General features: G+C 55.3%; 19 protein-coding genes. 7 read left to right on the forward strand and 12 right to left on the reverse strand.

Annotation, left to right across the window (positions count from 1 at the left end; translation table 11 throughout):
* Nucleotides 1–6: 6 nt before the first annotated feature.
* From J3D60_RS05100 to J3D60_RS05120, 5 genes are read right to left on the reverse strand one after another with little or no spacing between them, the layout of a single operon-like run.
* Nucleotides 7–1,488, reverse strand: coding sequence for an aspartate aminotransferase family protein (locus tag J3D60_RS05100; protein WP_253490175.1), 1,482 nt, complete (start codon nucleotides 1,486–1,488; stop codon nucleotides 7–9).
* The gene (locus tag J3D60_RS05105; RefSeq protein ID WP_253490177.1) at nucleotides 1,485–2,162 is read right to left on the reverse strand and encodes a class II aldolase/adducin family protein; all 678 of its coding nucleotides are present in this window, start codon (nucleotides 2,160–2,162) and stop codon (nucleotides 1,485–1,487) included. Before J3D60_RS05105 ends, J3D60_RS05100 begins: the two co-directional genes overlap by 4 nt.
* On the reverse strand, nucleotides 2,159–3,787 hold the full coding sequence (locus J3D60_RS05110; RefSeq protein WP_253490179.1) for an FGGY-family carbohydrate kinase: 1,629 nt from the start codon (nucleotides 3,785–3,787) through the stop codon (nucleotides 2,159–2,161). The genes J3D60_RS05105 and J3D60_RS05110 overlap by 4 nt, the downstream gene beginning before the upstream one ends.
* A 10-nt stretch (nucleotides 3,788–3,797) precedes the next feature.
* Nucleotides 3,798–4,679, reverse strand: a complete 882-nt coding sequence (locus tag J3D60_RS05115) for a TorF family putative porin (protein WP_253490181.1) — start codon at nucleotides 4,677–4,679, stop codon at nucleotides 3,798–3,800.
* Nucleotides 4,680–4,706: 27 nt separating this feature from the next.
* Nucleotides 4,707–5,135, reverse strand: coding sequence for a DUF2147 domain-containing protein (locus J3D60_RS05120; protein WP_253490183.1), 429 nt, complete (start codon nucleotides 5,133–5,135; stop codon nucleotides 4,707–4,709).
* A 162-nt stretch (nucleotides 5,136–5,297) separates the two neighbouring features.
* Here J3D60_RS05120 and J3D60_RS05125 point away from each other — a divergent pair, with 162 nt between their 5' ends.
* Complete coding sequence (locus J3D60_RS05125) at nucleotides 5,298–5,972, forward strand: TetR/AcrR family transcriptional regulator (RefSeq protein WP_253490185.1); 675 nt, start codon at nucleotides 5,298–5,300, stop codon at nucleotides 5,970–5,972.
* Between the two features lie 252 nt (nucleotides 5,973–6,224).
* Here the strand turns inward: J3D60_RS05125 and J3D60_RS05130 are convergent, their stop codons facing one another.
* A complete protein-coding gene (locus J3D60_RS05130; RefSeq protein WP_253490187.1) occupies nucleotides 6,225–7,022 on the reverse strand; it encodes an SDR family oxidoreductase in 798 nt (265 codons plus the stop codon).
* A gap of 143 nt (nucleotides 7,023–7,165) precedes the next feature.
* Between J3D60_RS05130 and J3D60_RS05135 the strand changes: the two genes are divergently transcribed.
* The 4 genes from J3D60_RS05135 to J3D60_RS05150 all read left to right on the forward strand — a co-directional run bounded on the left by J3D60_RS05135 (nucleotide 7,166) and on the right by J3D60_RS05150 (nucleotide 12,543).
* The gene (locus tag J3D60_RS05135; RefSeq protein WP_253490189.1) at nucleotides 7,166–8,494 is read left to right on the forward strand and encodes an amino acid deaminase/aldolase; all 1,329 of its coding nucleotides are present in this window, start codon (nucleotides 7,166–7,168) and stop codon (nucleotides 8,492–8,494) included.
* Nucleotides 8,495–8,556: 62 nt separating this feature from the next.
* Nucleotides 8,557–9,993 carry a coniferyl aldehyde dehydrogenase gene (locus J3D60_RS05140; RefSeq protein ID WP_253490191.1) on the forward strand — a complete coding sequence of 479 codons (1,437 nt, stop codon included), beginning with the start codon at nucleotides 8,557–8,559 and terminating at the stop codon, nucleotides 9,991–9,993.
* 38 nt (nucleotides 9,994–10,031) lie between these two features.
* Nucleotides 10,032–11,216 carry an MFS transporter gene (locus J3D60_RS05145; protein ID WP_253490193.1) on the forward strand — a complete coding sequence of 395 codons (1,185 nt, stop codon included), beginning with the start codon at nucleotides 10,032–10,034 and terminating at the stop codon, nucleotides 11,214–11,216.
* A gap of 307 nt (nucleotides 11,217–11,523) precedes the next feature.
* Entirely contained in the window at nucleotides 11,524–12,543 is a 1,020-nt protein-coding gene (locus J3D60_RS05150) for an AraC family transcriptional regulator (RefSeq protein WP_253490195.1), read from the forward strand.
* Nucleotides 12,544–12,634: 91 nt separating this feature from the next.
* Here J3D60_RS05150 and J3D60_RS05155 read toward each other — a convergent pair whose 3' ends face one another.
* From J3D60_RS05155 to J3D60_RS05170, 4 genes are all read right to left on the reverse strand, one after another.
* Nucleotides 12,635–13,528: a TorF family putative porin gene (locus J3D60_RS05155; RefSeq protein ID WP_253490197.1), complete on the reverse strand. Its 894-nt coding sequence runs from the start codon at nucleotides 13,526–13,528 to the stop codon at nucleotides 12,635–12,637.
* Nucleotides 13,529–13,689: 161 nt separating this feature from the next.
* Nucleotides 13,690–15,195 carry an aldehyde dehydrogenase family protein gene (locus tag J3D60_RS05160; protein WP_253490199.1) on the reverse strand — a complete coding sequence of 502 codons (1,506 nt, stop codon included), beginning with the start codon at nucleotides 15,193–15,195 and terminating at the stop codon, nucleotides 13,690–13,692.
* A 328-nt stretch (nucleotides 15,196–15,523) separates the two neighbouring features.
* Nucleotides 15,524–15,835 carry a DUF962 domain-containing protein gene (locus tag J3D60_RS05165; protein WP_253490201.1) on the reverse strand — a complete coding sequence of 104 codons (312 nt, stop codon included), beginning with the start codon at nucleotides 15,833–15,835 and terminating at the stop codon, nucleotides 15,524–15,526.
* 50 nt (nucleotides 15,836–15,885) lie between these two features.
* The gene (locus tag J3D60_RS05170) at nucleotides 15,886–16,641 is read right to left on the reverse strand and encodes a class II aldolase/adducin family protein (RefSeq protein ID WP_253490203.1); all 756 of its coding nucleotides are present in this window, start codon (nucleotides 16,639–16,641) and stop codon (nucleotides 15,886–15,888) included.
* A gap of 221 nt (nucleotides 16,642–16,862) precedes the next feature.
* Between J3D60_RS05170 and gorA the strand changes: the two genes are divergently transcribed.
* Nucleotides 16,863–18,221 carry a glutathione-disulfide reductase gene (gene gorA, locus J3D60_RS05175; protein WP_253493961.1) on the forward strand — a complete coding sequence of 453 codons (1,359 nt, stop codon included), beginning with the start codon at nucleotides 16,863–16,865 and terminating at the stop codon, nucleotides 18,219–18,221.
* A gap of 71 nt (nucleotides 18,222–18,292) precedes the next feature.
* Here gorA and J3D60_RS05180 read toward each other — a convergent pair whose 3' ends face one another.
* Nucleotides 18,293–20,731, reverse strand: coding sequence for an alpha/beta hydrolase fold domain-containing protein (locus J3D60_RS05180; protein ID WP_253490205.1), 2,439 nt, complete (start codon nucleotides 20,729–20,731; stop codon nucleotides 18,293–18,295).
* A complete protein-coding gene (locus J3D60_RS05185; protein WP_253490206.1) occupies nucleotides 20,718–22,388 on the reverse strand; it encodes a GMC family oxidoreductase in 1,671 nt (556 codons plus the stop codon). Before J3D60_RS05185 ends, J3D60_RS05180 begins: the two co-directional genes overlap by 14 nt.
* A 222-nt stretch (nucleotides 22,389–22,610) precedes the next feature.
* Here J3D60_RS05185 and J3D60_RS05190 point away from each other — a divergent pair, with 222 nt between their 5' ends.
* Complete coding sequence (locus tag J3D60_RS05190; protein ID WP_253490207.1) at nucleotides 22,611–23,627, forward strand: AraC family transcriptional regulator; 1,017 nt, start codon at nucleotides 22,611–22,613, stop codon at nucleotides 23,625–23,627.
* Nucleotides 23,628–23,796: the final 169 nt, after the last annotated feature.

Genomic DNA, 23,796 nt, shown 5'->3' on the forward strand with positions numbered 1-23,796 from the left:
CTCACCTCACACCAATTGAAAAACGGCGTCGAAGCGCTCGAGCGCGTCGTCGATAACTTCGTCGGTATCGGCCAGGCTGGTATAGATCCTACTGCCCGCCAGCGTGATCAAACCGTGCGCCGTATACGCAGCGCCCATTTCTTCCATCATGTGCTTGCGCGACTTGGCTTCATTGCGTGCTCGCAGTAGCTTGAGCGGATTGCTGGTGTCCAGCAACAGCACGCCCGACGTTTGCAGATGCACGATTGAGCCCATGTTGTAGGCCACATAGGGCAACCCACGACGGTTGATAATTTCCTCAAGCCCCTTACGCATACGGTCGCCGGCACGTCCCGCAAGGGCAGGCGCATTCAGTTTGCGCGCCTCGATCAATGCGTAGTAGCCCGCCACGCAGGACAACGGGTTGGCCGACAGCGTGCCACCGACGAAGGCGCGCCGAGCCGATGTGCCAATGCCGCCCGCGAGCAGTTGCATGACATCTCTACGCCCACCGATCGCACCGGCCATGGGGTAGCCGCCGGTCAAACATTTCCCGAGCACGGTAATGTCGGGCATCACGTTGAAATAGCCTTGTGCGCCACCCAAGCCGGCGCGAAATCCGGTGACCACCTCGTCAAAAATAAGCAGCGTATCGAACTCGTCGCAGAGCTTGCGCAATTGACGATTGAAATCCGGATGCACCGGGCGTGTGCCGCTTTCCGGACCAAAGGGTTCCACCATGATCGCCGCCGTGCCGCCACGTAGTCGATTGATCTGCAAGCGCCGGCGCAACGCATCGAGGTTATTCGGTGGGCTCTCCTGAGTGTTGGCCGTGGCGCCCCGAGGAATACCGACAGCCTCCATACGGCCGGTACCCGGCAAACGCATGCCATACACCAACTGATCACTCCAGCCGTGATAGGCACCGCCGATCTTGATCACCCATTTCTTGCGGGTATAGGCACGCGCCAGGCGCACTGCTGCCATGACGGCCTCGGTGCCGGAACCCAGCAGGCGCACCATATCCACGCCAGGCATCACTTCGCAGACCAACTGCGCCAGCTTCACCTCATATTCATGTAGCAGGCCGGTAACCGGGCCGCAGTCGTCGAGAATCCGATTGACCTGCTCACGAATGGCCGGATGGTTGGAACCCAGCAAGGTCGGCCCCCCGGCTTGCAGGAAATCGATGTAGCGATTGCCGTCCACATCGGTAAGGTACGCGCCCTTGGCCTGGGCGACGGCGAGTGGAAATGGATGGTTGAACGCGAGGTTATGCTGAACGCCCCCCGGTATGAATTTTTTGGCCTCCTCAGCGAGCCGCCTCGAACCCTGACAACGCTCGTCGAAGTAGCCCATGACCTTGCTCAGCGCCTCGCGCTTCAAGGGGCGAATCGGCTGTTTGACCAGCGCATCGAAACGTCGATACAGCGAGTCAACATCAGGCCATTGCGAAACCGCTGAGTCTGCCGGCGAAGGCAATGTGGCTGGATCAAGAGGCTTGTTCATGATGGGGTCTCGGAAGAAGGGTGAGCATTGACAGCGCTGGAACGCACCAGGGCGTCGACCAGACGTGACAAGGCGGCAGGTGAATGCGCTTTATGACGGGACTGCTCGGTGATTTGCCTTAACAGATAGTCACGACAAAAGGTTTCAAGGAGCTCGAGGCGCGACAGGGTCGTCTCAACATTCGGACCGCAGCACAACACTCCGTGGTTGCGCATAAGGTAAGCGTTGTGATCCCAGCTAATCGCCCGCCCGAACTTACCGGCCAACCAATTGGAGCCCGAGGGTGCATACCCCACCAAAGGAATATATTTGCCCAAAGACTCCCACAACTCCGGGTCCTCCACATCCAGAGGCTCACCGAGCAAGGTGCAGGCACTGGCCACGGGCTGATGGGTGTGAATACTGCACTGCACATCAGGCCGCGCACGCAGGATTTTTGCATGCAGTCCGCTCTCGACCGAGGGCGCGCGCTCACCAGAGAGCTGCGTTAGATCCTTGAGGCGCAGCACACACACATCCTCCGGGCGCATGGTGAAATAGTCGGTGGCCGACGGCGTAACAGCGATGTGCTGCGCATCAATGCGCAACGCGAGATTACCGCCCGTCGCCGCAAAAAAACCGCGGTGACACAGATGCTGTGAAAGCTCGACGATTTGTTGTTGCACATGACTCATGAGGCACTCTCCTGTGTGGGATTCAGGCGCCGATACAGCGGCGCGAGGCGCTTGCGGACCTCCTGGAACGTGGCGAATTGGTCGTCATAAAGCGCGCGGGTGACCCGGGACGGTTCAAACAGGCGATGGGGACGTTTGAGACTCGGAAGGTCGTGAAACTGCAACTTGCCCAACGCTACCGCCGCAATAAATGCAGCCCCGCGGGCGTTAGTCTGGATCGCGTTCTGCGGTTGCTGGATAACACGCCCGCAGACGTCGGCAATGATCTGGCACCACACTTCCGATTGGGCACCGCCACCGGTAGCGACGATCACTTCGCTGGGCTGACCGAGAAAGCGCGAGAACGGCTCGAACATCCAACGCGTATTCAGCGCGACCCCTTCCATAAAGGCGCGAATGATGTCTTCGCGGGAGTGCTCCAGCTTCAGGTTGAACAAACCGGCGCGCAGGCTGGGATCACTGATTGGCGAGCGTTCGCCACACAACCAGGGCGTGTAGATCAACCCTCTCGAGCCCGGCGGCACCCGTGCGGCGATGCGGTCGAGCAAGGCGTAGACGTCCGGCTGCTGTTCATCACTGAGCAACTCATCCGGGTGGTACAGCACTTTGTCGCGCAGAAAAGACAGGTTCGCCCCCGCCGCCGACTGCATGGCCATGGCGAGGTAGCGGCCGTTGACGGCACTGGGCACCGCAGCAATATGGTGCCTCACGCTGGTTTTTTTGAACGGGACGTGTGCGCCCACCCACGACGAGGTCCCCAGATACAGGTGCGGGGCAAAGTCGCTGACGGTGGCGCCGACGGCCACCGCGGAGGTGTCGACGGCGCCCGCCACCACTTGCGTTGTGCGCGCAAGTCCGAGGGCCTCTGCAAGCTCCGGGCGTAACGTGCCGATAACATCGGTGGAACGGACCAGCTCAGGTAGTTTGCCGGCTTCAACACCCAGGGCCTTGACCAGGCCGTCGTCGTAGCGGATGCAATGAGGGTCGCGGTTATCGGTGATCCATGCTGTCAACATCGAGTCGCTGGTAGCGCAATAGCGACCTGACAGGCGCAAGTTCATATAGTCGAGCACATTGAGGAACTTGTGGGTTCGCTCATAGCGCTGCGGCTCGTGATCGAGGATGTAGGCCATGTGTCCCGCCGAATCCATACCGGACAACGAGGCCACACCACCGGTCAGGCGCAGTGAACGCCAGAGCTTGAGTGGCCCGTACCCAGCCAGGCTGAACCGCCCTCCTCCCATGCGTTTTTTAACCGCACCGGCCCCTCGTTTGTCCAGCCACAACATCGCGCGCCCAATCGCCACTCCGTCTCGATCCACGCACACCGTGCCTTCGCTCTGTGTCGAACAACACACGGCGATCACCTGGCGCCGCCGCACGGGATCAGCGCTCAACAGTTCGTTGGCGCCGCGCAGAAAGGCATTCCACCAATCCTGCGGCTCCTGCTCAACGCTCAACCCGTTCACATGCAACGGCACACTGTGAAATGCCCACGCACGAATCTCGCCCTCCAATGAGACCAGGGCACACTTGCAACCGGAGGTGCCGAGGTCCACCGCGAGGACGAGTTGCTCCAGACCGGTGGCCGCCTGAGGCGTCCGGGATAAGAAAAGCGAAGTCATAAGGGTCTACTCAGAAAGTACGCGAAATCGATGCAACCCAACGGTTGTCATCTGTGGAGCGCACATGCCCGTCGTCCTCGGCCATATACAACTCGCGTGCCCGCGTCTTGGCGGTCACCCAATCAAGCCCCCAGTCGAAGCCCCACAAGTGATGGATCAAGCCAATGTCGTAGTCGGCCGCGTTCGCTTCTGAGAAGTTAACGATTTGCTGATAACCGGCATGCAGCTTGAGCGTGGTATTCATCCCGAGCGGGTATTTATAGTCCAGGTCATAGAGCATGCTGCCACGGGAGTTGCGATCCCCCTTGGCGTAGCACTCCAAACCCTTGGTGGGATCGTCACGGAACTGCAACTGAGCTCCACACACACCGCCGGTATTGGCGCCACGGTAGGTTTTGGACAAGACCCGGGCAATTCGGCCTTCAAGCGCCCCGTAACCGATTTCCAACACGGCAAACTGGCTGTTGTAGTTGCTCCTACGCTCATCGGTGGGGGTGAAGGTTTCAAAATCGAATTTGTTCGGCGCTTTGAATTGCGAACCGGGGAAAATCTCCGCTGCCAGACCCATGCCGTAGTGCCAAGCCTCAGGATCGCCGAAACGATAACCGCCCGCGAGTAAGACACCAAGACCATCCCCTTCAAGAAATTGCTTCTTGTCGACGGTGGTGAATTCGGCCAGCGCCACCAAGCCTGATTCATGGGCGACCTGAATGGTGACTCTGGCACCCGGCCGGTTCAAGGAGTCCGACACGCCCCGGGTTCTGACATCGGACATGGCCCTAGCCGTGACATCGATTGCATAGCTGGCCATCTCGTCGGCGAGTGCCAAAGACGGGCTGACGATAGGCCACAGCAAAGCCGCCATCAGATAATGGTGTGTAATTGCACGCATGGGGCTCTCCCACAAGAAAGGTCGGACTTACAAAGTGCAAACCGGTGCAGGAGGCAGTGAGGCAACGCGTTCAAATTGCTCTGTCTTGCCGAGGATCTCGGTGCCGACAAAAGCGCGGACATTGAGGACCCCCTCTTTGACCCGAACGACGCCTTTATATTTTTTATGATCACGGGGATCAAACACCCAACCATCGCGCCACGCTTCCTGGTCGAACCGATCCAGTTGCATGATCTTCACGCCGCAATCGCTGGTGGTGGAGGCTACGTCCTTGACCCAGACTACCTTTCCACACAGCGCGCCGGGTTTGTCGGCACAATCATCGACCTTGACCACAGCATCCTTTTCCGACGTGAGCCACAGGCCCTTCGCCTCCTGTGGGCCCACCGCCGCATAGCCACTGGAAGAGCACATCAGTGCCAGTGAGAGGAAAAGCCATTGCCGCACGTTCTTCATAGTCATCACCTGTATTTTTTGTTTTAAGAGACCGTCACACTAATGACGCATCGGTTATGATAGTCATCGCTACACGATAGTTATAACTACCATTAACGGCCTCAGCAACACTTTTTTTCATTTTGATACGCTGAGTCTTAAACCTTTTTTTGCTAGGTACCTATGGCCAAGCTCAACACTGCCAGCACCCGCGCCTCCAACGCCGGGAAAACCAAGGAACACAAGAAGCCGCCTGCACAGCAGCGCAGTACTGAAACCTACGAACGGATACTGGTCGCGACCGCGCAAACTCTGTGCGATGTGGGAATCGAGCGTTTGTCCACCAACCTGGTTTGCGAATGTGCAGGGCTGACCCCGCCGGCGCTATATCGCTACTTTCCGAACAAATACGCGCTACTGACCGTGCTGGGTGAGCGCCTGCTGGAAAAACAGAACGGCCTGATTGACCATTGGATCACCCCGCAATTGTTGTCTGGCCCGCCCGAAGCCCTGGAATCTGCGCTAGCCGAATTGATCCTGGCCACCTATCGGGTCACTGACGCCACGTTGGGCGGCATGTGGATTCTCAAGGGGCTGCGCGCGGTACCCGCGCTGGAGCATGTAAGGATCGACTCCCACCGGCGAGTATCCGGCGCACAGGCAGAAATTCTCGCGCAGGTGTTCCCACAGGTAGATCCACAGCAGCTCGCTACAGCGGCCAGGGTGGCGGTGGAGATGATCCACGCAACCATTGAGCTGTTGTTTGATGAGTCGCTGAACCCCAAGAGCGTCTGTGCGATGGTCGCTTCTATGATTGTCAGTCATTTGGATCGGCTGGCGCCTGTACCAAATGCGTAAAACGAGGCGTCCCACGGCCCTCGCAAAAACGCAGTTCCACGACAGATGTACGAGACGCCATCACCTATTGCAACGATCCTTTAAAGATGATCTCAACCCACACTGAGTACTTCACTGGCAGGTTTAATCGGCAAGCGGTGTGGGGAGGTACGGCATCGCACATGCCTATAGCCTTGCTGCCGGCAGGTTCCAGGCCTGATTCGGCCCGGACTCACACTGCGTGGGGAACAGCCTGCTGCGGTGACCGAACACTCAATCCAATTTGCGTGTAACGACATAGCTGGAAATAATCCCGGTCAGTAACCTGGAAGGTGAAATACGCGCCAGCCAAATGATGATTTTATTGCTCAGCCCCGGCACCACAGACATATGTCCTGCCTGCATGGCTTGGTATCCAGCACGAGCAACCTCCTGCGGCTGACTGTAACCCAGCTTGGCGAGTCGACGATCATCGACCAGACCTGCATTAAAGAAGAAAGCGGTTTTCGTGGCACTGGGGGCGACATGGGTGCAGGTCACGCCCGTGCCGCGTAAATCGCACGAGAGCGCCTCGGAGAGGCTGATGACATAAGACTTAGAAGCGGCATACCCCGTTTCCAAGCCATGAGGAATGATATAGCCCGATGCCGCGCTGACATTGAGGATCCGGCCACGCCCCCGCGGGAGCATTTGTTTGACGTAATGCAACGTCAATTCAGACAACGTTACAACGTTGAGTTGAAGCATTGCGGTCATTTGAGCCTGGTCGTAGCCTTGAAATTCGATGCCGACAATACCGACGCCTGCATTGTTTACGAGATATTCGATGGGCAACCCCAGTTCATTGACTTGCTCGATAAGTGCGGCGGCGGCGCCAGGCAAAGAGAGGTCTTGGCAAAGTGCGTAGGCCTCCACTCCAAATACCGATTTTAGCTCCAGCACTTGGGCCTGGAGTTCATCCCAACCCCGCGGACTGGAACACAAAATAACGCCAACACCATCCCGAGCGAACAACTTGGCAAACTCCGCTCCGATACCTCTGGATGCCCCAGTAATCAACGCATACTTCATTCATCACGCTCCCAATTAAAGACGTTCTCGACGCCTCCAGTGTATGAGTGTGATCACGAAATTCGGGGCCGCCCAGAGGCCAGTTTGGAGTCCATGCAGGCCAGGCTCATCGAATGTCAATTGTGGCCTTTTCGGACCCCTAGATGGTCCTGACTCAACCTGTTTCAGTTCCTATCCGCCGATTACTCTCATTAAAACGAGGCGAGTTGCCCATTCCTTTACCTGATGATCCCACCGGAAAGCCTATGAGCTGCTTAGAGACAAAAATTCCCCTTGCGGGACCGGTACGAAACTACATCTATTACCGTGGGATTTTGGCTGACTATCAGTTGCCTGCTGCGTTCATAGATCTGGACCATTTGCTGATCAATCTGGAGCAACTGAGATTGCGTGCCGGCCCCTTGCCTATACGGCTGGTGACGAAGTCAGTACGCTGCGTCGAAATGATTCGTCGGATCATGGAGGCTGGCCCGTTCATGCAGGGCCTGCTGTGCTACTCCGCAGGCGAAGCCGCCTGGCTGGCCAGTCAGGGGTTCGACGATATCGTCGTAGCCTACCCCACCGTAGATGTACGCGAGATTCTCAAAGTGACTGCCCAACTGCGCAGGGGCCGATCTATCACCTTAATGGTCGACAACTTGGCACAAGTCGTGGCGATCAACGAAATCGCCCTTAGCGAAGACGTCGTAATTCCGCTGTCGATCGATCTGGACATGTCTTCCAATTTTCCTGGGCTTTATTTTGGAGTACATCGCTCGCCCATCAATGATGCTGTCAAGGCCCTGAAGTTGGCCAATCAGATTGTCGAGCGCCGAGGGGTGATGCTCGAAGGCCTCATGGGCTACGAAGGACAAATTGCCGGCCTGATGGACGCGGTGCCGGGGCAAGCCCTGAAGAATAAAATCATCCGCTATCTCAAGCGAAGGTCCATCCGGGAAGTTAACGCTCGGCGACAAGACGTTGTGAAGGCTTTGCTGGACGCCGGGCATAAGTTGCGCTTCGTAAACGGCGGCGGAACAGGCAGTTTCGAAAGTACCCGTGAAGACAAATCGGTCACTGAGCTGGCAGCGGGTTCCGGGCTCTATGCGCCCACGCTGTTCGACCATTACCAGGCGTTTGAACTGCTCCCGTCCGCAGGGTTTGCACTGACTGTCACGCGAACACAGGACGCTGGTGTAATGGTCTGTTCCGGCGGTGGCTACATCGCTTCCGGGCCGGCGGGAAAGGATCGCTTGCCAACCCCATGGTTGCCGGCTGGCTGCACCTTGATTGACAACGAGGCGGCCGGCGAGGTCCAGACACCGTTGCGCCATCCTTTGGCATCGGCGTTGAAGATCGGCGACCCCGTCTTGTTCCGTCATGCCAAAGCGGGCGAGCTCTGCGAGCGATTTAATGAGCTGCTTCTTATCCGCAACGGGCGAGTGGTGGATCGTGTTCTTACTTATCGTGGCGAAGGCAAGAGCTTTTTCTGACAGCGTCGAGCCAGCCCCGCTCCTTCTCTTTCCTCAAGGCACTACGCCAGGAACATAACGTAATGAACCATCCAGCGCGCATTCAAAGCCCTTCGATCCAGGATAACGACCCGCTCACAGCACTTTTCGACGCTCAGCAACAAGCTGTGCTCGTACACGGCGCGCCCAACTACAAGCAGCGTATGGCGGACTTGGAGGCCTTATTGCAGCTGATTAAGGCCAATCATGATGTGCTCATCGAGACGGTCTGCAAAGACTTCGGCAACCGCTCGTTCGCTGAAACCAAACTCAGCGAATTGATGCCCATCGTCAATGGCATCAAACATATTCGCGCCCATCTCAAAAGCTGGATGCGGCCCAGCAAACGTAAAGTGGGCATGGCGTTCAAGCCGGCCACTGCACGTGTGATGTACCAGCCGTTAGGCGTCGTAGGCATTTTGGCGCCCTGGAATTACCCGCTGACATTAACACTGATACCGCTTATGGAAGCGCTAGCCGCCGGCAACCGGGTAATGCTCAAACCGTCAGAGCTCACCCCGCATACGGCTGAGCTGCTCAAACGCCTGCTAGGCGAAATTTTTCCTGCCGAGCAAATCAGCGTGATCATAGGCGATGCCTCCCTGGCCAGCCGGTTCAGTGAACTGGCCTTCGATCACCTGGTATTCACCGGTTCAACGAATGTGGGTCGGCATGTTATGGCCGCCGCCGCACGTAACTTGACCCCGGTAACACTTGAGCTCGGAGGTAAGTCGCCAGTGGTCATCGGCTCGGATTTCCCCTTAAAGAAAGCTGCACGCCTGGTTGTAATAGGCAAACTCTTCAACGCCGGCCAAACCTGTGTAGCTCCCGACTACGCCATGGTACCGCGCCACTTGGTGGACACCTTCGCCGCAGAGTGTTTAAACGCCGCGAAACAGCTGTATCCGAGCATCCAAGGAAATAAGGACTACACCTCGATCATCTCGCCTAGACACTACGATCGACTGATGAAAATGATTGATCAGGCAGGAGCCGGTGGGGCGAGGATCTGGCAAAACGGTATGGTCCGCGGGACGGATGAGCGCAAAGTGCCCCCAACCATTCTGACCAATGTGCCCCTGGACGCCGACGTGATGTGCGAAGAAATCTTCGGGCCATTGTTACCCGTCATTGGCTACGACAATCTCGAACAAGCAATCGCCTTTATCAACGCTCGCCCCAAACCTCTTGCGCTCTATGGTTTTTCGAATGACAGCGCCTTCGTTGATCAGTTGCTTGAACAAACTCGCTCCGGCGGGGTGACGATCAACGGCACGATGCTGCACGCTACCCAGGACGACCTTCCTTTTGGAGGTGTCGGTAACAGTGGAACCGGCGCCTATCACGGCTATGAGGGGTTCATTCGCCTGTCTCACGCTCGAGGCGTATTCAAGCTGAGCCGCTTCAACATGTCCGACAAGGTTTCGGCCCCCTACGGAGCCATGACGCGTCTAGTGACCCGCTTAATGCTCGGCCAATAACAAGCTCCTCCCCTAAATAACAAAAATGAGGTGACTCAATGTCATCGGCATCATCTGAATTACCCACCTTGCGCTCTGAACTACGCGGAATCGCAGTGATCCGACTGGCTCTGGCCTACTCCCTCGCTACCGCGGGCCTCAGCCTGACACCTTTCCTAGTGGCCTCGGTCATGCTCAGGTTTCAGTTGGACGAGAGCGTCGCCACACAAATGGCTGGGGTCGAAATATTGGGGATAGCCATAAGTTGTGCACTGCTTCCACGCTGGATTACCCGCACTGCAGGCACTTTCACGCTATTGGGTACAGTGGGAATCGTGACGGGCCAGCTCTTCAGTGCAATGGCGACAACCGTGATTGGCGTCTGCATAGCACGAGGCCTGACAGGCTTATGTGAAGGAGCATTGTTTGTCATTGTGGGGGCGGCGATCTCCCAGCGCATGGGAACCGATCGGTTATGGGGCAAGATCAATCTGATTGCCGGCGGGATAAACGGCAGCGTCCTGATCATGATCTCAAACCTGCCGGAAGGCTGGCTGAGCCGTTGGCTGTTTCTCATGCTGACCGGCGTCGCCCTAGTGATTGCGCCTTGGATAACCACGATTGGCAAACTCACTCATAATGTAGTCCAGGTTTCCAGACGCATCAAACCGCCAAAAAAGTTGGTGTTGAGCGTTTGGGTCTGCACTGTCCTCATTTATGGCGTTCAGGCGTCTCAGTGGGCCGTGTCAACGCTTGTTGGAAGCCACGCCGGATTGACCGGCACCACAACCGGCGTGCTGCTCTCGATCTCGTCGTTTCTGGGGTTTGCTGGCGCGATCGTGCCCTCTATCCGCGGCTGCCACAATCACAGACTGAGTATTATCTGGTTTGCTCAATTGATGCTGGCAGGCTCGATTATCTGGTTTTTCCTGGAGGGCGACGCGTGGTCCTTTTTCTTGAGCCAAGTGATAATGAATACAGCATTTTTCATCATTATTCCCTTCCTCAGCGGGCTGCTTTCGGACGTTGATCCTGACGGTTCACTCATCGCAAGAACAGTCGTTATCACCTTCCTGGGAGCCGGAATTGGAACAGCTGTGGCGGGGTCGTTGTTCTCTCAGCTCGGTGCTATTCAGTTCGCCTGCGGCCTTGGCCTGGGCATTGCGTTTACGACGCCATTCGTCTGGCTTTCGCTTCGATCGGCTCGCCCCGCCAACGCCTACGCAACAATGCTACAACATTGAAAATGGGCCGTGACGTACCCACCACGTCCGGCAGCCCGACGATCAATTGATAACTAGGCCGCCCCGGGCAGTTGTCCTTAGCGCAACGGAAACATTTGAAGCATCCTTCACTTCCCCGTTGATTAGCCCAGACGATCATGTATTAATCATTCGGCGGCTACACTTCCTTTTGAGCGTCAAGCCAGCACCCTCAAATGGATAAAGGGAGATTCCTCGAATCTCCTTCCCGGATGCGTTTCCCCAACGCCAGGGAAGCCCTCAGACAGACATAAAAACCTCCCTTCCAAATTATAAGAGGTTACTGCAAATGATCGGATCATCTCGCTACGCAACAGCCGAATTACAAGTGAATCTCCTGCGCAGCTTGGCTGACGTAAGCGTGGATCTGGGGATAGATGCGAACCGGCTGTGTATCGGACTTGGCTTTGATGTTGCAGATCTATCCAATCCGCAGAGTCGTGTGTCTTTTCGGCAGGCTTGCCTGATGATCAGACGTGCACTGGACATGACCAAAGGCCGCAATCGTAGTCTCGGCCTGGACATGAGTGCCCATGAGAGCATTGCCTCCATGGGGCTGGTCGGTTATGCCATGTTGACCAGTGCTACGTTGGAGAGCGCCATCGACTTGGGCATTGCCATGCAGAAACATACCGGAGCGTTGTTGAACTTTGAAAAAGTAGAGAACGCCGGAAGCTTTTCAATCAGGGTTATCTGCGGCTTTCACGAACCCGATATCCAGACATTTCTGGTCGAAGAAGCCTTCGGGGTGTTCCTGAATATCGCACGCGCACTTCTTGGAGAAGAGTTCACACCGGCCTCCATTGAGCTGAGCCATCCAAGGCCTCTCTATGCCGCTCAATATGAACAACTGTTCAAGTGCCCTATACGCTTTGATCAAAAAGACAACACCTTTACGTGTGACGCCCGCTGGGCAAACAAACCCATCGCCACACATGATTCGCTGAGCAACCGGCAGGTCCTTGAATTGCTGAAAATCAGCGAGCATCAGAAATCCGGCGAAAGCGAATTCATCGAGTCAATAGAGCGCATAGTACGACGCGACCTGCGCCATACAATCAGCCTGTCATCCGTCGCATCGCAGTTGTGCATGAGCGACCGTACATTGCGCCGACGCTTGACCGAGCATGGCCTGTCTTACCAGGCAGTACTGGATGACTTACGCAAAAACCGTGCGTTATCCCTGTTGAACAACCCTCGACTGACACTTGACGAAATAGCTTACGAAGTCGGGTTCAGCGACGCTCACAACTTTCGCAGAGCGTTCAAGCGATGGACTGGGCATGGCCCCAGGCAAGCCATCGCCTGAACAGCCGACGGAATAAGACCTCCATCCCCTCGCAGACACGCCTCTGAGCCAGGTGAGTGGAGGTCACGCCGTTATAGTGCTCGCCGAGTACTCAAAAAACACGGGAAACGGAAAACACCCACTTGTTTTCGTCCGTGGGTCGCTGATGATCGCCATCCTGGGCAATGAACAACTCCCGAACCCGCGTTCTGGGTGAGACCCAGTCCAGACCCCAGTCGAACCCTAGATACTGATGGACAACGCCTACGCCGTAATCGTAGAAACTGGCTTCGGAAAAATTCTTGATCTGCTGATAACCCGCATGCAACTTCAAGGTCGTTGCAACGCCTAAGGCGTACTTATAGTCCAGGTCATACAACATGCTGCCCCGTGAGTTATGGTCTCCCCGAGCGTAGCACTTCAGTGCATCCGTGGGATCGCTCATATACTGCAGCATCGTGCCGCATACACCTGAAGTATTAGTACCGCGATAAGTTTTCGAAATAACTGTGGCGATCCGCGCCTCCAGCGCACCATACCCTAACTCCACAAAGGCAAACTGACCGTCATAGTTAGTGGTTCGCACGTCGGTCGGCACAAAATTTTCAAAATCAAAATGACTCGGCGCCTGATATTTCCCACCCGGGAAAAACTCAGCGGCCACGCCCACGCCATAATGCACGGCGTCAGGGTCGCCAAATCGATAACCACCAGCCACAAGCGCGTTGTATTTGTCACTGTTCAAATATTGTTTGTCGCTCACCGTTGTGAGTTCGACCAAACCGATGAGACCACTTTCATGTGCAAGCGTGAAAGACACCTTCGCACCCGGGCCATTCAACGAGTCAGATGTCCCTCGATTGCGTATGTCGGAGGCTAACTTTGCAGTCACATCCAGCGAATAGCTGGCAATATCATCATCTGCCTGTGCCGCTGAAGCAACAGAGCTCATTGAGATCAGCGTCAATACAGAGACGTTAATACTTCTAAGGGTTGATTTCTTCATGGGTACACCCTTTCATTGTTATTGAATTAAGAGAAAGGCAGTTAAGAAACGTCTAACGCAGTAGGCCCAGTGATAAAAATGCATGTTTTCTTATTGAGTAGAAGCGTCAGTGCCACTTGTACGAACAACTACAAACGGAAGTTCCCACTAAGCGTGACCCTTTACTCACGTGGTTTCTGGCTGAAGGATTCCAGTCTGAAGCCATGCCAGGCAATGGCCAGAAGCTGGAATCGGCGCGGCCGGTATAACGCATTGATAAAATGCTCAAAGCGACTGAACTTTCCTTGGGTATAGGGATACCAGTTGGCCTCGATCTTGGGCGTTGCTTTGTCGATCAACACAGCCTTGCTGCGGGTGAACCCCAACAACCCTTCCGGCCCTCGCAACTTTCCAAACCCACTCTTTTTGGCCCCACCGAAAGGCAAGCCTGGGTTCCCCTCACTCATGTTGACGTTATTTATCGAGACGCCACCTACGTCCATCGCCCGCGCAACGCGCAGTCCTCGCTCGCGATCAGACGTAAACACACTGGCACACAGGCCATAACTGGTGGCATTGGCCTCACGAATAGCCTGAGCCTCGCTGGAAAATTTCATAACGGGAAGCACAGGACCGAAAGTTTCGTCTTTCCACACGAGCATTTGCGGGGTGACCTGGTCGAGGATAATCGGCTGCACGATCAATGAGTCCCGCGTAGGCACTTGGCCAAAGCGCAAGCGCGCGCCGGAATCAAGTGCCTGTTGCACATGCTCGATAACCTTGTCTCTCTGAAAACCCACCGTCATTCGACCAATATCCGCATCGCCACTATCGTCAGGACACACGACAATTTTCCCTGCCTCTTTTACCAACTCATCGACAAAGGCGTCATGAAGGGTGTCCTGCACCAGCAGCCGCTCCACAGCGCTGCAGGATTGACCCGCGTTGGTAAAAGCGCCCCACAGTGCACCTGCGACCGAACGTGAGACCGGCGCATCTGCAAATACGATCATCGGGTCCTTGCCGCCCAGTTCGAGCTCGACAGGAATCAAGTCCTTGCTCGCCTGGGCCATTATCTTGCTGCCCGTTGACCCGCTGCCGGTAAAAAACACCTTGGCCGGTTGCTCATCTATAAGCGCCGCGCCCAAGCGTCCGTCGCCATACACAACTTGCACCAAACCTTGAAGCACCGGCGAACACGCCAAGACTTTTTCTATCAACCCCGTACAAGGGGCATGTTCGGAAGGCTTATAGACAACAGCGTTTCCGGTGGCAATAGCGGCTACGATACCCGTGATTGCATTGTGAAAAGGGTAATTCCACGGACAGATAATCAGCACAACACCCAGGGGTTCATGCAGCAATAGCGACTGTTTGCCCAACAGCGTGATCGGTGTCTTCACTTTTTCTGGACGGAGCAACCGTGCCGCATTTTTTTCAAGCCAGTTGATCCAATCGACTGTCCCTAAAATCTCAGCGATCAGCGCATCGGTCCGGCACTTTCCAACATCTTTCATAACACGCTCAATAATCATCGAACGGTTTGTAAGAATCGTTTCCTTTAACTTTGAAAGTTCAGCAACGCGCTCTTCGGTTGTGAGATTGGAATAGATTTCAAATCCAGCGCGGGCTGCATCGAAAGCCGCTTTGGCCAGGGCTAACTCAGGTGCATCTACTTTACTATTCATAGTTATTTAACTTCCAATCAAGACCATAAGTCATTATCAAAACGTGGCTTGTTAGTGTGGGAGATCACCCATCACCTTCGTGGCTCATGCGACGCATCCGCAAACAGGTGATTGATCTAAAATAACCAAGCGCACCCGCTGCAAGCAGGGGCGAGATGGACGAAAAAGGGTTGAAAACGGACTGCCACCAAGACGCTGATAAGCGTGTACATCTGCGCTTTCAAAAAAGTCACCAGCGGGTTTAGATAACCGTTTGACGCTTAGTTGCCAAGCGTATGCGATGGATGATGTGCGCCCTTCTTCCTGAACGAGGTTTTTATGCGAACGGTTAGAACGGGATCCTGCCGGTCAGAATATCCCACCACATCCGCCAATCGCCGATGAAACTATTGATGGGATGATTGAAGGTAGCAGGTCGATTTCGCTCATAAAAAAAATGACCGACCCAGGCGAAGGTATACGCTTGAACCATAGCGAGAATGAGCATCCATCCACTACCCGTAAAGACAGCGACGATCGTCAATAGAATAGCTATCGTCGAACCAATAAAATGCAGGCGACGTGACGTCCGGTTAGAATGCTCAGTCAGATAAAATGAGTAGAACGCTCTAAAATTATTAAACTTCACTGGCGCTGTCATTTGCATCTCCCGTAAATTAATTCAACAGCTTTATTGCGATAAGGAACGAGTTAGTCCTTGTAGGCGGCATTGAGGCGATCCAACTTTCTTAAGAGTGCTGGCCAGACAAACTCGCCCCCCAAACCTCCAGTCTGTAAGCGCGCTGCGTCTGCCACGCGTTCAAGGATGTGTGGATCAATGCAAAGCAAGTCACCACCTACCTGCGCAGAAACCTGGATCTGACAGGCACTTTCAAAGATATACATCGCTAAAAAAGCATCCGCGATAGTTCTCCCGACAGTCAGCAGCCCATGGTTGCGCAACATCAGAAAGTTGTTCGGACCCAAGCTGTCCTGCAAGCGCGGCTTCTCGTCATCACGCAGTGCGACACCTTCATAGTCGTGATAGCCAAGACCGGTGAGGACGAAAGACGCCTGCTGTGATACGGCAAGCAGACCGGCACGCTGGGCGCTGATCGCCACACCAGCCCGCGTGTGAGTATGCAATACACACTGGACATCCGTGCGCTTGGCATGAATTGCACTATGAATCACAAAGCCCGCTCGGTTCACATTGAACCCGGACTCACGAACCTGATTGCCCTCTTGGTCTACCAGCACCAAGGAAGAGGCTGTGATTTCTTCGAAAAGAAGCCCGTAGGGATTGATCAAAAAATGGTGGTCCGGCCCGGGAACACGGGCACTGATGTGAGTAAATACCAGGTCGGTCCAGCCGTACAAAGCAACCAGGCGATAGCAAGCCGCCAAATCACATCGCAGTTGCCACTCCTCCTCACTCACGTGTGCCTTAAGCGAAGGCATGTGCATTTTGAATCCCCTTATCAGAAGTTCTTTCTGTGCTATTTCTAAGTTATGCACGGCAAGCATAAGGTGAGACAAAGCACTTCTCTGTTGCTCAAAGGGACAGCTGTGAGTCATTTAGGGACAGCATCAACTGCGGGCTTAGACGATGTACGAAAGTTTGGAAGTTGACCGCCGAGCGCTGATCCACAGCGCTAGGCGCCAGCCTATTTACGAGGAAATTGAAAATGACTTACGATTTTGACCTTTATGTGATCGGTGCAGGTTCCGGAGGTGTTCGGGCTGCGCGCTTCTCCGCCGGTTTCGGCGCCAAAGTGGCTGTGGCCGAGAGCCGATATTTAGGTGGTACCTGTGTAAACGTTGGCTGTGTCCCGAAAAAACTGCTGGTTTACGGAGCGCACTTCTGCGACGAATTCGAGCACTCGAAAGGGTTCGGATGGACTCCAGGGGACACCAAGTTCGAGTGGGCAACACTGATCGCCAACAAGGATCGCGAGATCAATCGACTGAACGGTATCTATCGCGATCTGCTGGCCAACAGCGGCGTGACTTTGCATGAAGGCCACGCCAAGATCGTCGACCCGCATACGGTCGAGATTAATGGTGAGCGTCACACCGCCAGGAACATTTTGATCACTACCGGTGGCTGGCCGCAGACTCCGGAGATTCCGGGTCATGAGCATGCGATCAGTTCCAATCAGGCATTCTTCCTCAAAGAACTGCCAAAGCGTGTTCTGGTGGTGGGTGGTGGTTACATCGCTGTTGAATTCGCCGGTATCTTCCACGGGTTGGGCGCCGAGACCACATTGCTGTATCGCGGCGATTTGTTCCTGCGCGGCTTTGACGGTACGGTGCGCAAACATTTGCAGGAAGAGCTGAGCAAGCGCGGCATAAACCTGCAATTCAATGCCAACATCGAGCGCATCGACAAGCAAGCCGATGGCAGCCTGAAAGCAACCCTCAAGGATGGTCTTCAGCTTGAGGCGGACTGCGTGTTCTACGCTACCGGTCGGCGTCCGATGCTCGACAACCTTGGCTTGGAAAACACTGGCGTCAAACTCGACAAGAAAGGTTTTGTCGAGGTCGATGAACTGTATCAAACCGCTGAACCGTCGATCCTGGCTCTGGGCGATGTGATTGGTCGGGTGCAACTTACACCGGTCGCGCTGGCAGAAGGCATGGCCGTAGCGCGGCGCTTGTTCAAGCCCGAGCAGTATCGTCCTGTGGATTACAAGATGATCCCGACGGCGGTGTTCAGCCAGCCCGACATCGGCACTGTCGGGTTGACCGAAGAAGAGGCACGAGAGGCCGGGTACGAAGTGGTGATCTTTGAAAGCCGTTTCCGGCCGATGAAATTGTCGCTGACTGAATGCCAGGAGCGCACTTTGATGAAGTTGGTGGTGGACGCCAAGACCGACAAGGTCTTGGGCTGCCACATGGTCGGCCCGGAGGCCGGCGAGATCGTGCAGGGTTTGGCGATTGCGCTGAAGTCGGGCGCGACCAAGCGCGATTTCGATGACACCATCGCCGTGCATCCGACGTCCGCTGAAGAGTTCGTCACCATGCGCACACCGGTCGCGGGTTAACCGCTCTTCGGTTATCTGATGCGTCTAGCCCTGTCGCAACGACAGCAGCTAGACGCACGCTTTCACCATCATCACGAACTTGTTGGCTCCGCCTGTGAAAGTTGCTCACGGGCAAACTCAGCCACTGTGTTCAGCGCTTTGGCCGCTGAGCGCAGGTAAAAGGCTTGAAGCTGAAAAACGTGCCATCGTGCTGCGTACACCTCCAGCCAGCAATTCACCCCACTGTTGACTGCGTGTTCGGCCAAACGTATGGAATCGGATAACAGCAGTTCATGCTCGCCAACCTGAACCAGCATCGGAGGCAGTCCTTGCAGATCCACTCGCAATGGACTGGGCGTCGCCTCATCGGAGGCATACCAACCCAATCCCTGCTCAAGCCAATCGCGACGAATCATGGGGTCTTCCTTAAGTCGCGAGATCATTGAGGCGCCGGTCAAGTGCTCGTCGGTTACCGGTGACATCAGCAGCAGCCCAGCGGCAAAAAGCTCGTAACGATCTCGAAGCTTGAGGGCCAAGGCCAATACCAACGCAGCGCCCGCCGAATCGCCTGCGAGAAAAATCCGGTTGGCGGCATAACCTTGAGCGCGCAAGGCTTCATAGCATGCCAGCGCATCTTGCAGTGCTGCTGGACAGGGATGCTCTGGAGCCAATCGGTAATTCGCAACCCATACCGACATCCGGGATGCCTTGGCCAAGCGACTGGTGATGCTCCAGTGCGTGTCCGGGGAGCCGAGGCAAAACGCTCCGCCGTGCAGGTACAAAATGACACCGCCGCTCTCACCTTGCTTGGGAGCAACCACCTGTACGGGAACACCATTGACCTGCTGGCAATAACGGATCACGCCAGTGGTGCCGGGCATCAGCCGGGAAAGTCCCCTGACCACCCTTCTCTGCGCGACGACACCCAATCCCGGCCCGATCAACGACCGAAATGTGGTGCGCAAGAAGCCTCGCAAAAAACGAGTTTTCATCACCTCAAGCCAATCTGGTGATTCCGCTATCGTGGTGCCTCCTTCGAACTGACGGCTAAAGCGGTAGGCGTGCAAAGCCGAGAATCGCGTTAGCCAGCGATAGGTTAGGGTGAAGCCTGGCCAATTTGTGCTGTTGTTGCCGGCTTCATCGACGTACCAGCTCTTGCATCCGTTCCACACCGTGTTGGCCAGGCGGTTCTGGGTCTGTTGGTGGAAACGGTCATACGCGCTTTGATCGACCTCAACTGTGTTCGTCTCTGTTGCATTCAAAGTGCGCAAGCATCGCATGATGTGGGCAATCTGGCTTTCAAGCATATACACGATCGAGTTGTGGCCAAGATTGGTATTTGGGCCGTAGAGCATGAAGAAATTGGGGAAGTTCGGAACCGCTAGTCCAAGATAAGCCCGGGTACCGTCGCGCCAAGCCTGATTAAGGTTTATTCCGCCACGCCCGACAATGCGCATCGGAGACAAAAATTCAGTGGCCGCAAACCCGGTACCGTAGACGATCGCATCGACCTCATGCTGTCTGCCGTCAGCGGTTTCAATTCCGTTCTCCGTAATACGGACAATACCGTCGGTGACCAATTCCACGTTGGGCCGACTCATGGTCTTGAGGTATTCGCTAGACAGCAAAATGCGTTTGCAGCCGAACGGATAATCAGGAGTAAGTTTCTGCCGTAATTCGGGATCAGTCACTTGCTCGGTCAGCAGCTTGCGAAATGGAATACCGACCGCCCATTTCATCAAAGACTTGAACCGGGTAAATGCCAGAGCTCGTGATTCATACCGTAGATATATTGATGCACGGTAAGCCTTCATCAACCAGGGAACATTGCGTAGCAGGGCTTTTTCTCGTTCGGAGTAAGCGCGGTCGGGACGTGGCATCACGTGCGCTGGAGAGCGCTGGAAAACCTTCAAGTGCTCCACCTGTCCGGCAATGGCCGGGACAAACTGGATCGCAGAGGCCCCGGTGCCGACTACCGCTACCCGCTTACCAGCTAACGAGTAGCTGTGATCCCAAGTGGCCGAGTGAAAGATGTGGCCCTTGAAATTATCCATGCCCGCCAATTTTGGAAATGCCGGGCGGCTCAGCTGTCCGGTGCCGCTAATCAGCAACGAAGCACTCAGTACAGTTCCGTCCCTCTGAATGACCTGCCACAGCGAGGTCGCTTCATCGAATTCAGCGGAGGCGACTTCGACGCCAAAACGGATGTACTTACTCAACCCATATTTGTCGGTACAGCGTTGCAGGTAGTTATGAATTTCACCCTGCGGAGCGAACACTCGGCTCCAGCCCGGATTGGGCTCAAACGAAAACGAATATAAGTGCGAAGGTACGTCGCACGCTGCGCCGGGATATGTGTTGTCCCGCCAGACACCGCCTACGTCATGTTTTTTTTCCAGGATGACGAAGTCCTCGACGCCGGCCTTTTGCAACGCAACGGCCATGCCGATGCCAGCGAAGCCGGTTCCAATGATGATCGCGGTCAGAGGCATTGCGGACTGAAGGTCCACATCAAATTCATGCAACGACATAAGGTGCCTCATTCTTGTTATTGGCAATGGTCGAGTCTTCCGGCTCCACGGACAATTTCACCCGTTGAATACCCCGAATAAGATCAGCGGCTTTCTCAGCGATCATGATTGTCGGCGCGTTAGTATTGCCGCCGATGAGGGTTGGCATAATGGAAGCATCGACAATCCGTAAGCCCTGCAACCCATGTACGCGCAGCTTCGAGTCCACCACAGCAAGTGCGTCAACGCCCATCCGGCAGGTACCCACTGGGTGATAAACGCTGTCGGTGCGACGTTGCAGGATGGCGCGGATCTGCTCATCGGTGCCGATTTCTGCGGTATACAGATCTTGAGTGATCCAACTGGCAAGAGCGGGAGCCTGCATCAACTGACGGGTGATTTTGAACGCCGCGACCATGTCTTCAAGATCTTGTGGATCCTGAAGAAAGGCCGGATCAATCAATGGCGCCGTTTGCGGGTCATTGCTGGCCAGCGACACCGCACCGCGACTGCGTGGTCGCAGAAGGCAAAAATGGCAGGAAAGTCCATGGCCGAGTCGCAATTTGCGGGCATGATCCTCGACCGGCGCAACGACGAAGTGCAGTTGAATATCCGGTTTGTCCAAAGCCTCGCGAGTTTTAAGAAACGCCCCGCCTTCGGCAAAGTTCGAGGTCAACATACCCCGACGTTCATTTCGAAAACGGACTGCCTCTTTCAGCAGCTTGACACCGCCGCCCATGGAGACGCCCATTGCGTCGAGGCTGGGTGTTTTGTAAACGAAGACAAAATCCGGGTGATCCTGCAGGTTCTGGCCTACCCCTGGAAGATTCAGCAGGACTTTGATGCCGTGGCGTTGCAGTTCTGCCTCCGGCCCCACACCAGAAAGCATCAACAGTTGTGGCGTCTGAAAGGCTCCGGCGGCAAGGATTACTTCCCTATGTGCCCGTAACACGTGAATCTGGCCGTGTTGAAGAACTTCCACACCTACGGCGCGGGTACCTTCGAACAGGATGCGTTGAACCTGTGCCCGGGTTTCCACCGTTAGATTGTTGCGTACACCGATATGAGGAAGAAGATAGGCTCGCGCTGCACTGCAACGCTCACCATGCTTTTGCGTCACTTGGTAAATACCTACGCCTTCCTGCTCGACACCGTTGAAATCGTCGTTGAGCGGCAAACCGGTCTGACGGGCCGCGTCCAGGAATCGCTGCTGAAACGGGTTGTCGGAACGCAGATCGCTTACCCACAAAGGCCCGCCTCGACCGTGCCATTCGTTATCGATTCGCTCGTTGTGTTCGCTGAGGCGGAAGTAAGGCAGCACGTCTCTGAACGCCCAGCCGGTATTACCCAACGAAGCCCAATGGTCGTAATCCCATTGATGTCCCCGTACATAAATCATGGCGTTGATCGCTGATGAACCGCCCAATGTCTTACCGCGAGGCTGGTAGCCCTTGCGGCCAGCAAGAGATATTTGCGGAACGGTTTCGAACGACCAGTTGTTCACCGAAGTCGGCACCATGGACACCACGGCGGCTGGGATATTTATCAGACTTGATTGACCACCTCCCCCCGCCTCCAGCACACAAACGCTGACGTTCGGATCTTCGGTCAACCTGCTCGCAACCACACACCCACCGGAACCACCACCCACAACGATGTAATCGAAGGTCTTTTTCATTATTGTTTTCTCACGCACAGAACAGTGCGAAGTCCCAAACGTCTAATCAGAAACGTTTAAAAGCGATTTCTGATTCGCGCCAAGCACCGCGACAGCCTTTATTGTTGTTGAAACGGCTAGCCGAACACGGATGATGTTGACGCCTATCAGGGAAGAGACCAATGCTGGAAAGGGCCAACTGCTTTATTATTTGGGCCAATCTTTCGCAATAGGCAAAGAGTCATGAGCTTTCGGGATTTTACGCGCGGCCCCGCCAGCGCCTTGTTACAGCTCGAATTCGGTCGTGAGAAAGGCCTGTCGGCCACTAAAGTTCTTGCGGGCTCTGGGCTGACTCAGGCGCAATTGGGCGATCCGAACGTCGAGTTGACCGCCGATCAGGAGCTACGCGTGATCAGCAATTTGCTGACACTTCTAGGGAATCCATCCGGCTTGGGATTTGAAGTTGGTACACGCTATCACTTCTCCACTTATGGCCTGTTCGGTTACGGCTTGATTAGCAGTGCGACTACAGGTGATGCCTTGGCATTGGCGTTGCGCTTTCTGCCGCTCACCTACGCTTTCACCGTCATTTTGTATGAAGCGCAAGGCAATGACGGCGTGTTGACCTTTCAAGCGCCTGGGCTAGCGTCGGACTTGCGTGATTTTGTGCTGGCTCGGGATATGGCTGCAGCAGCAGTGCTCCTGAACGAGTTGGCTGGTGAACACTTCGCACTGTCGCGTTTTACCCTCAGAGCTACTGCACCAACGCTACCTGGCATCGATCATCTTTTGGGCACCACTCCGACCTACTCGGCCAACTGCAATAGCCTATCCTTCAATCGTGCATTCCTGTCACACCCCTTGCCCCAGGCCAATGCCGTCACGGTAAGCATGTGCGAACAGATGTGCACAAAGTTGATGCAAAGCAGAGTCGCCCGCTCGGGCATGACTGCCCTGGTGCAGCATTACCTAACTAGCTCCGAAAACACACCAAGGGATCTTTCCGAAATTGCCCGTCTGACCCATATCAGCACGCGCACCCTGAAGCGCCGACTGAGCGATGAAGGCACCACGTTTCGAACACTGCTGGCAGAAGCCCGCAGCAGCAGCGCCATCGAAATGATCAACGACTCCCGCCTGAGCCTGACCGAGATCGCCGAGCGACTAGGCTTCAGTGATTTATCGAGCTTCTCTCAAGCATTCAAGCGATGGCATGGGGTGGCACCGAGCAATTTCCAAAACTCAAAAAAACAAAAGTGATCACCGGAAAGGATTTTCGGGTTAATGAATCCCTGCTTTGCCAAATACAACCAATAGCGCTCACGCGCCCTTCACCAGAATAAGCGACTCGTATCAGCAGTGGGGTCTTGAGGCTGGTTGAAACGATCCTTGCGTTCGCCTAGGGACAGAAACTTCCATGTAGTAGAGG

Source organism: Pseudomonas sp. S3E17, from assembly GCF_024168685.1.
Lineage (GTDB): Bacteria > Pseudomonadota > Gammaproteobacteria > Pseudomonadales > Pseudomonadaceae > Aquipseudomonas > Aquipseudomonas marginalis.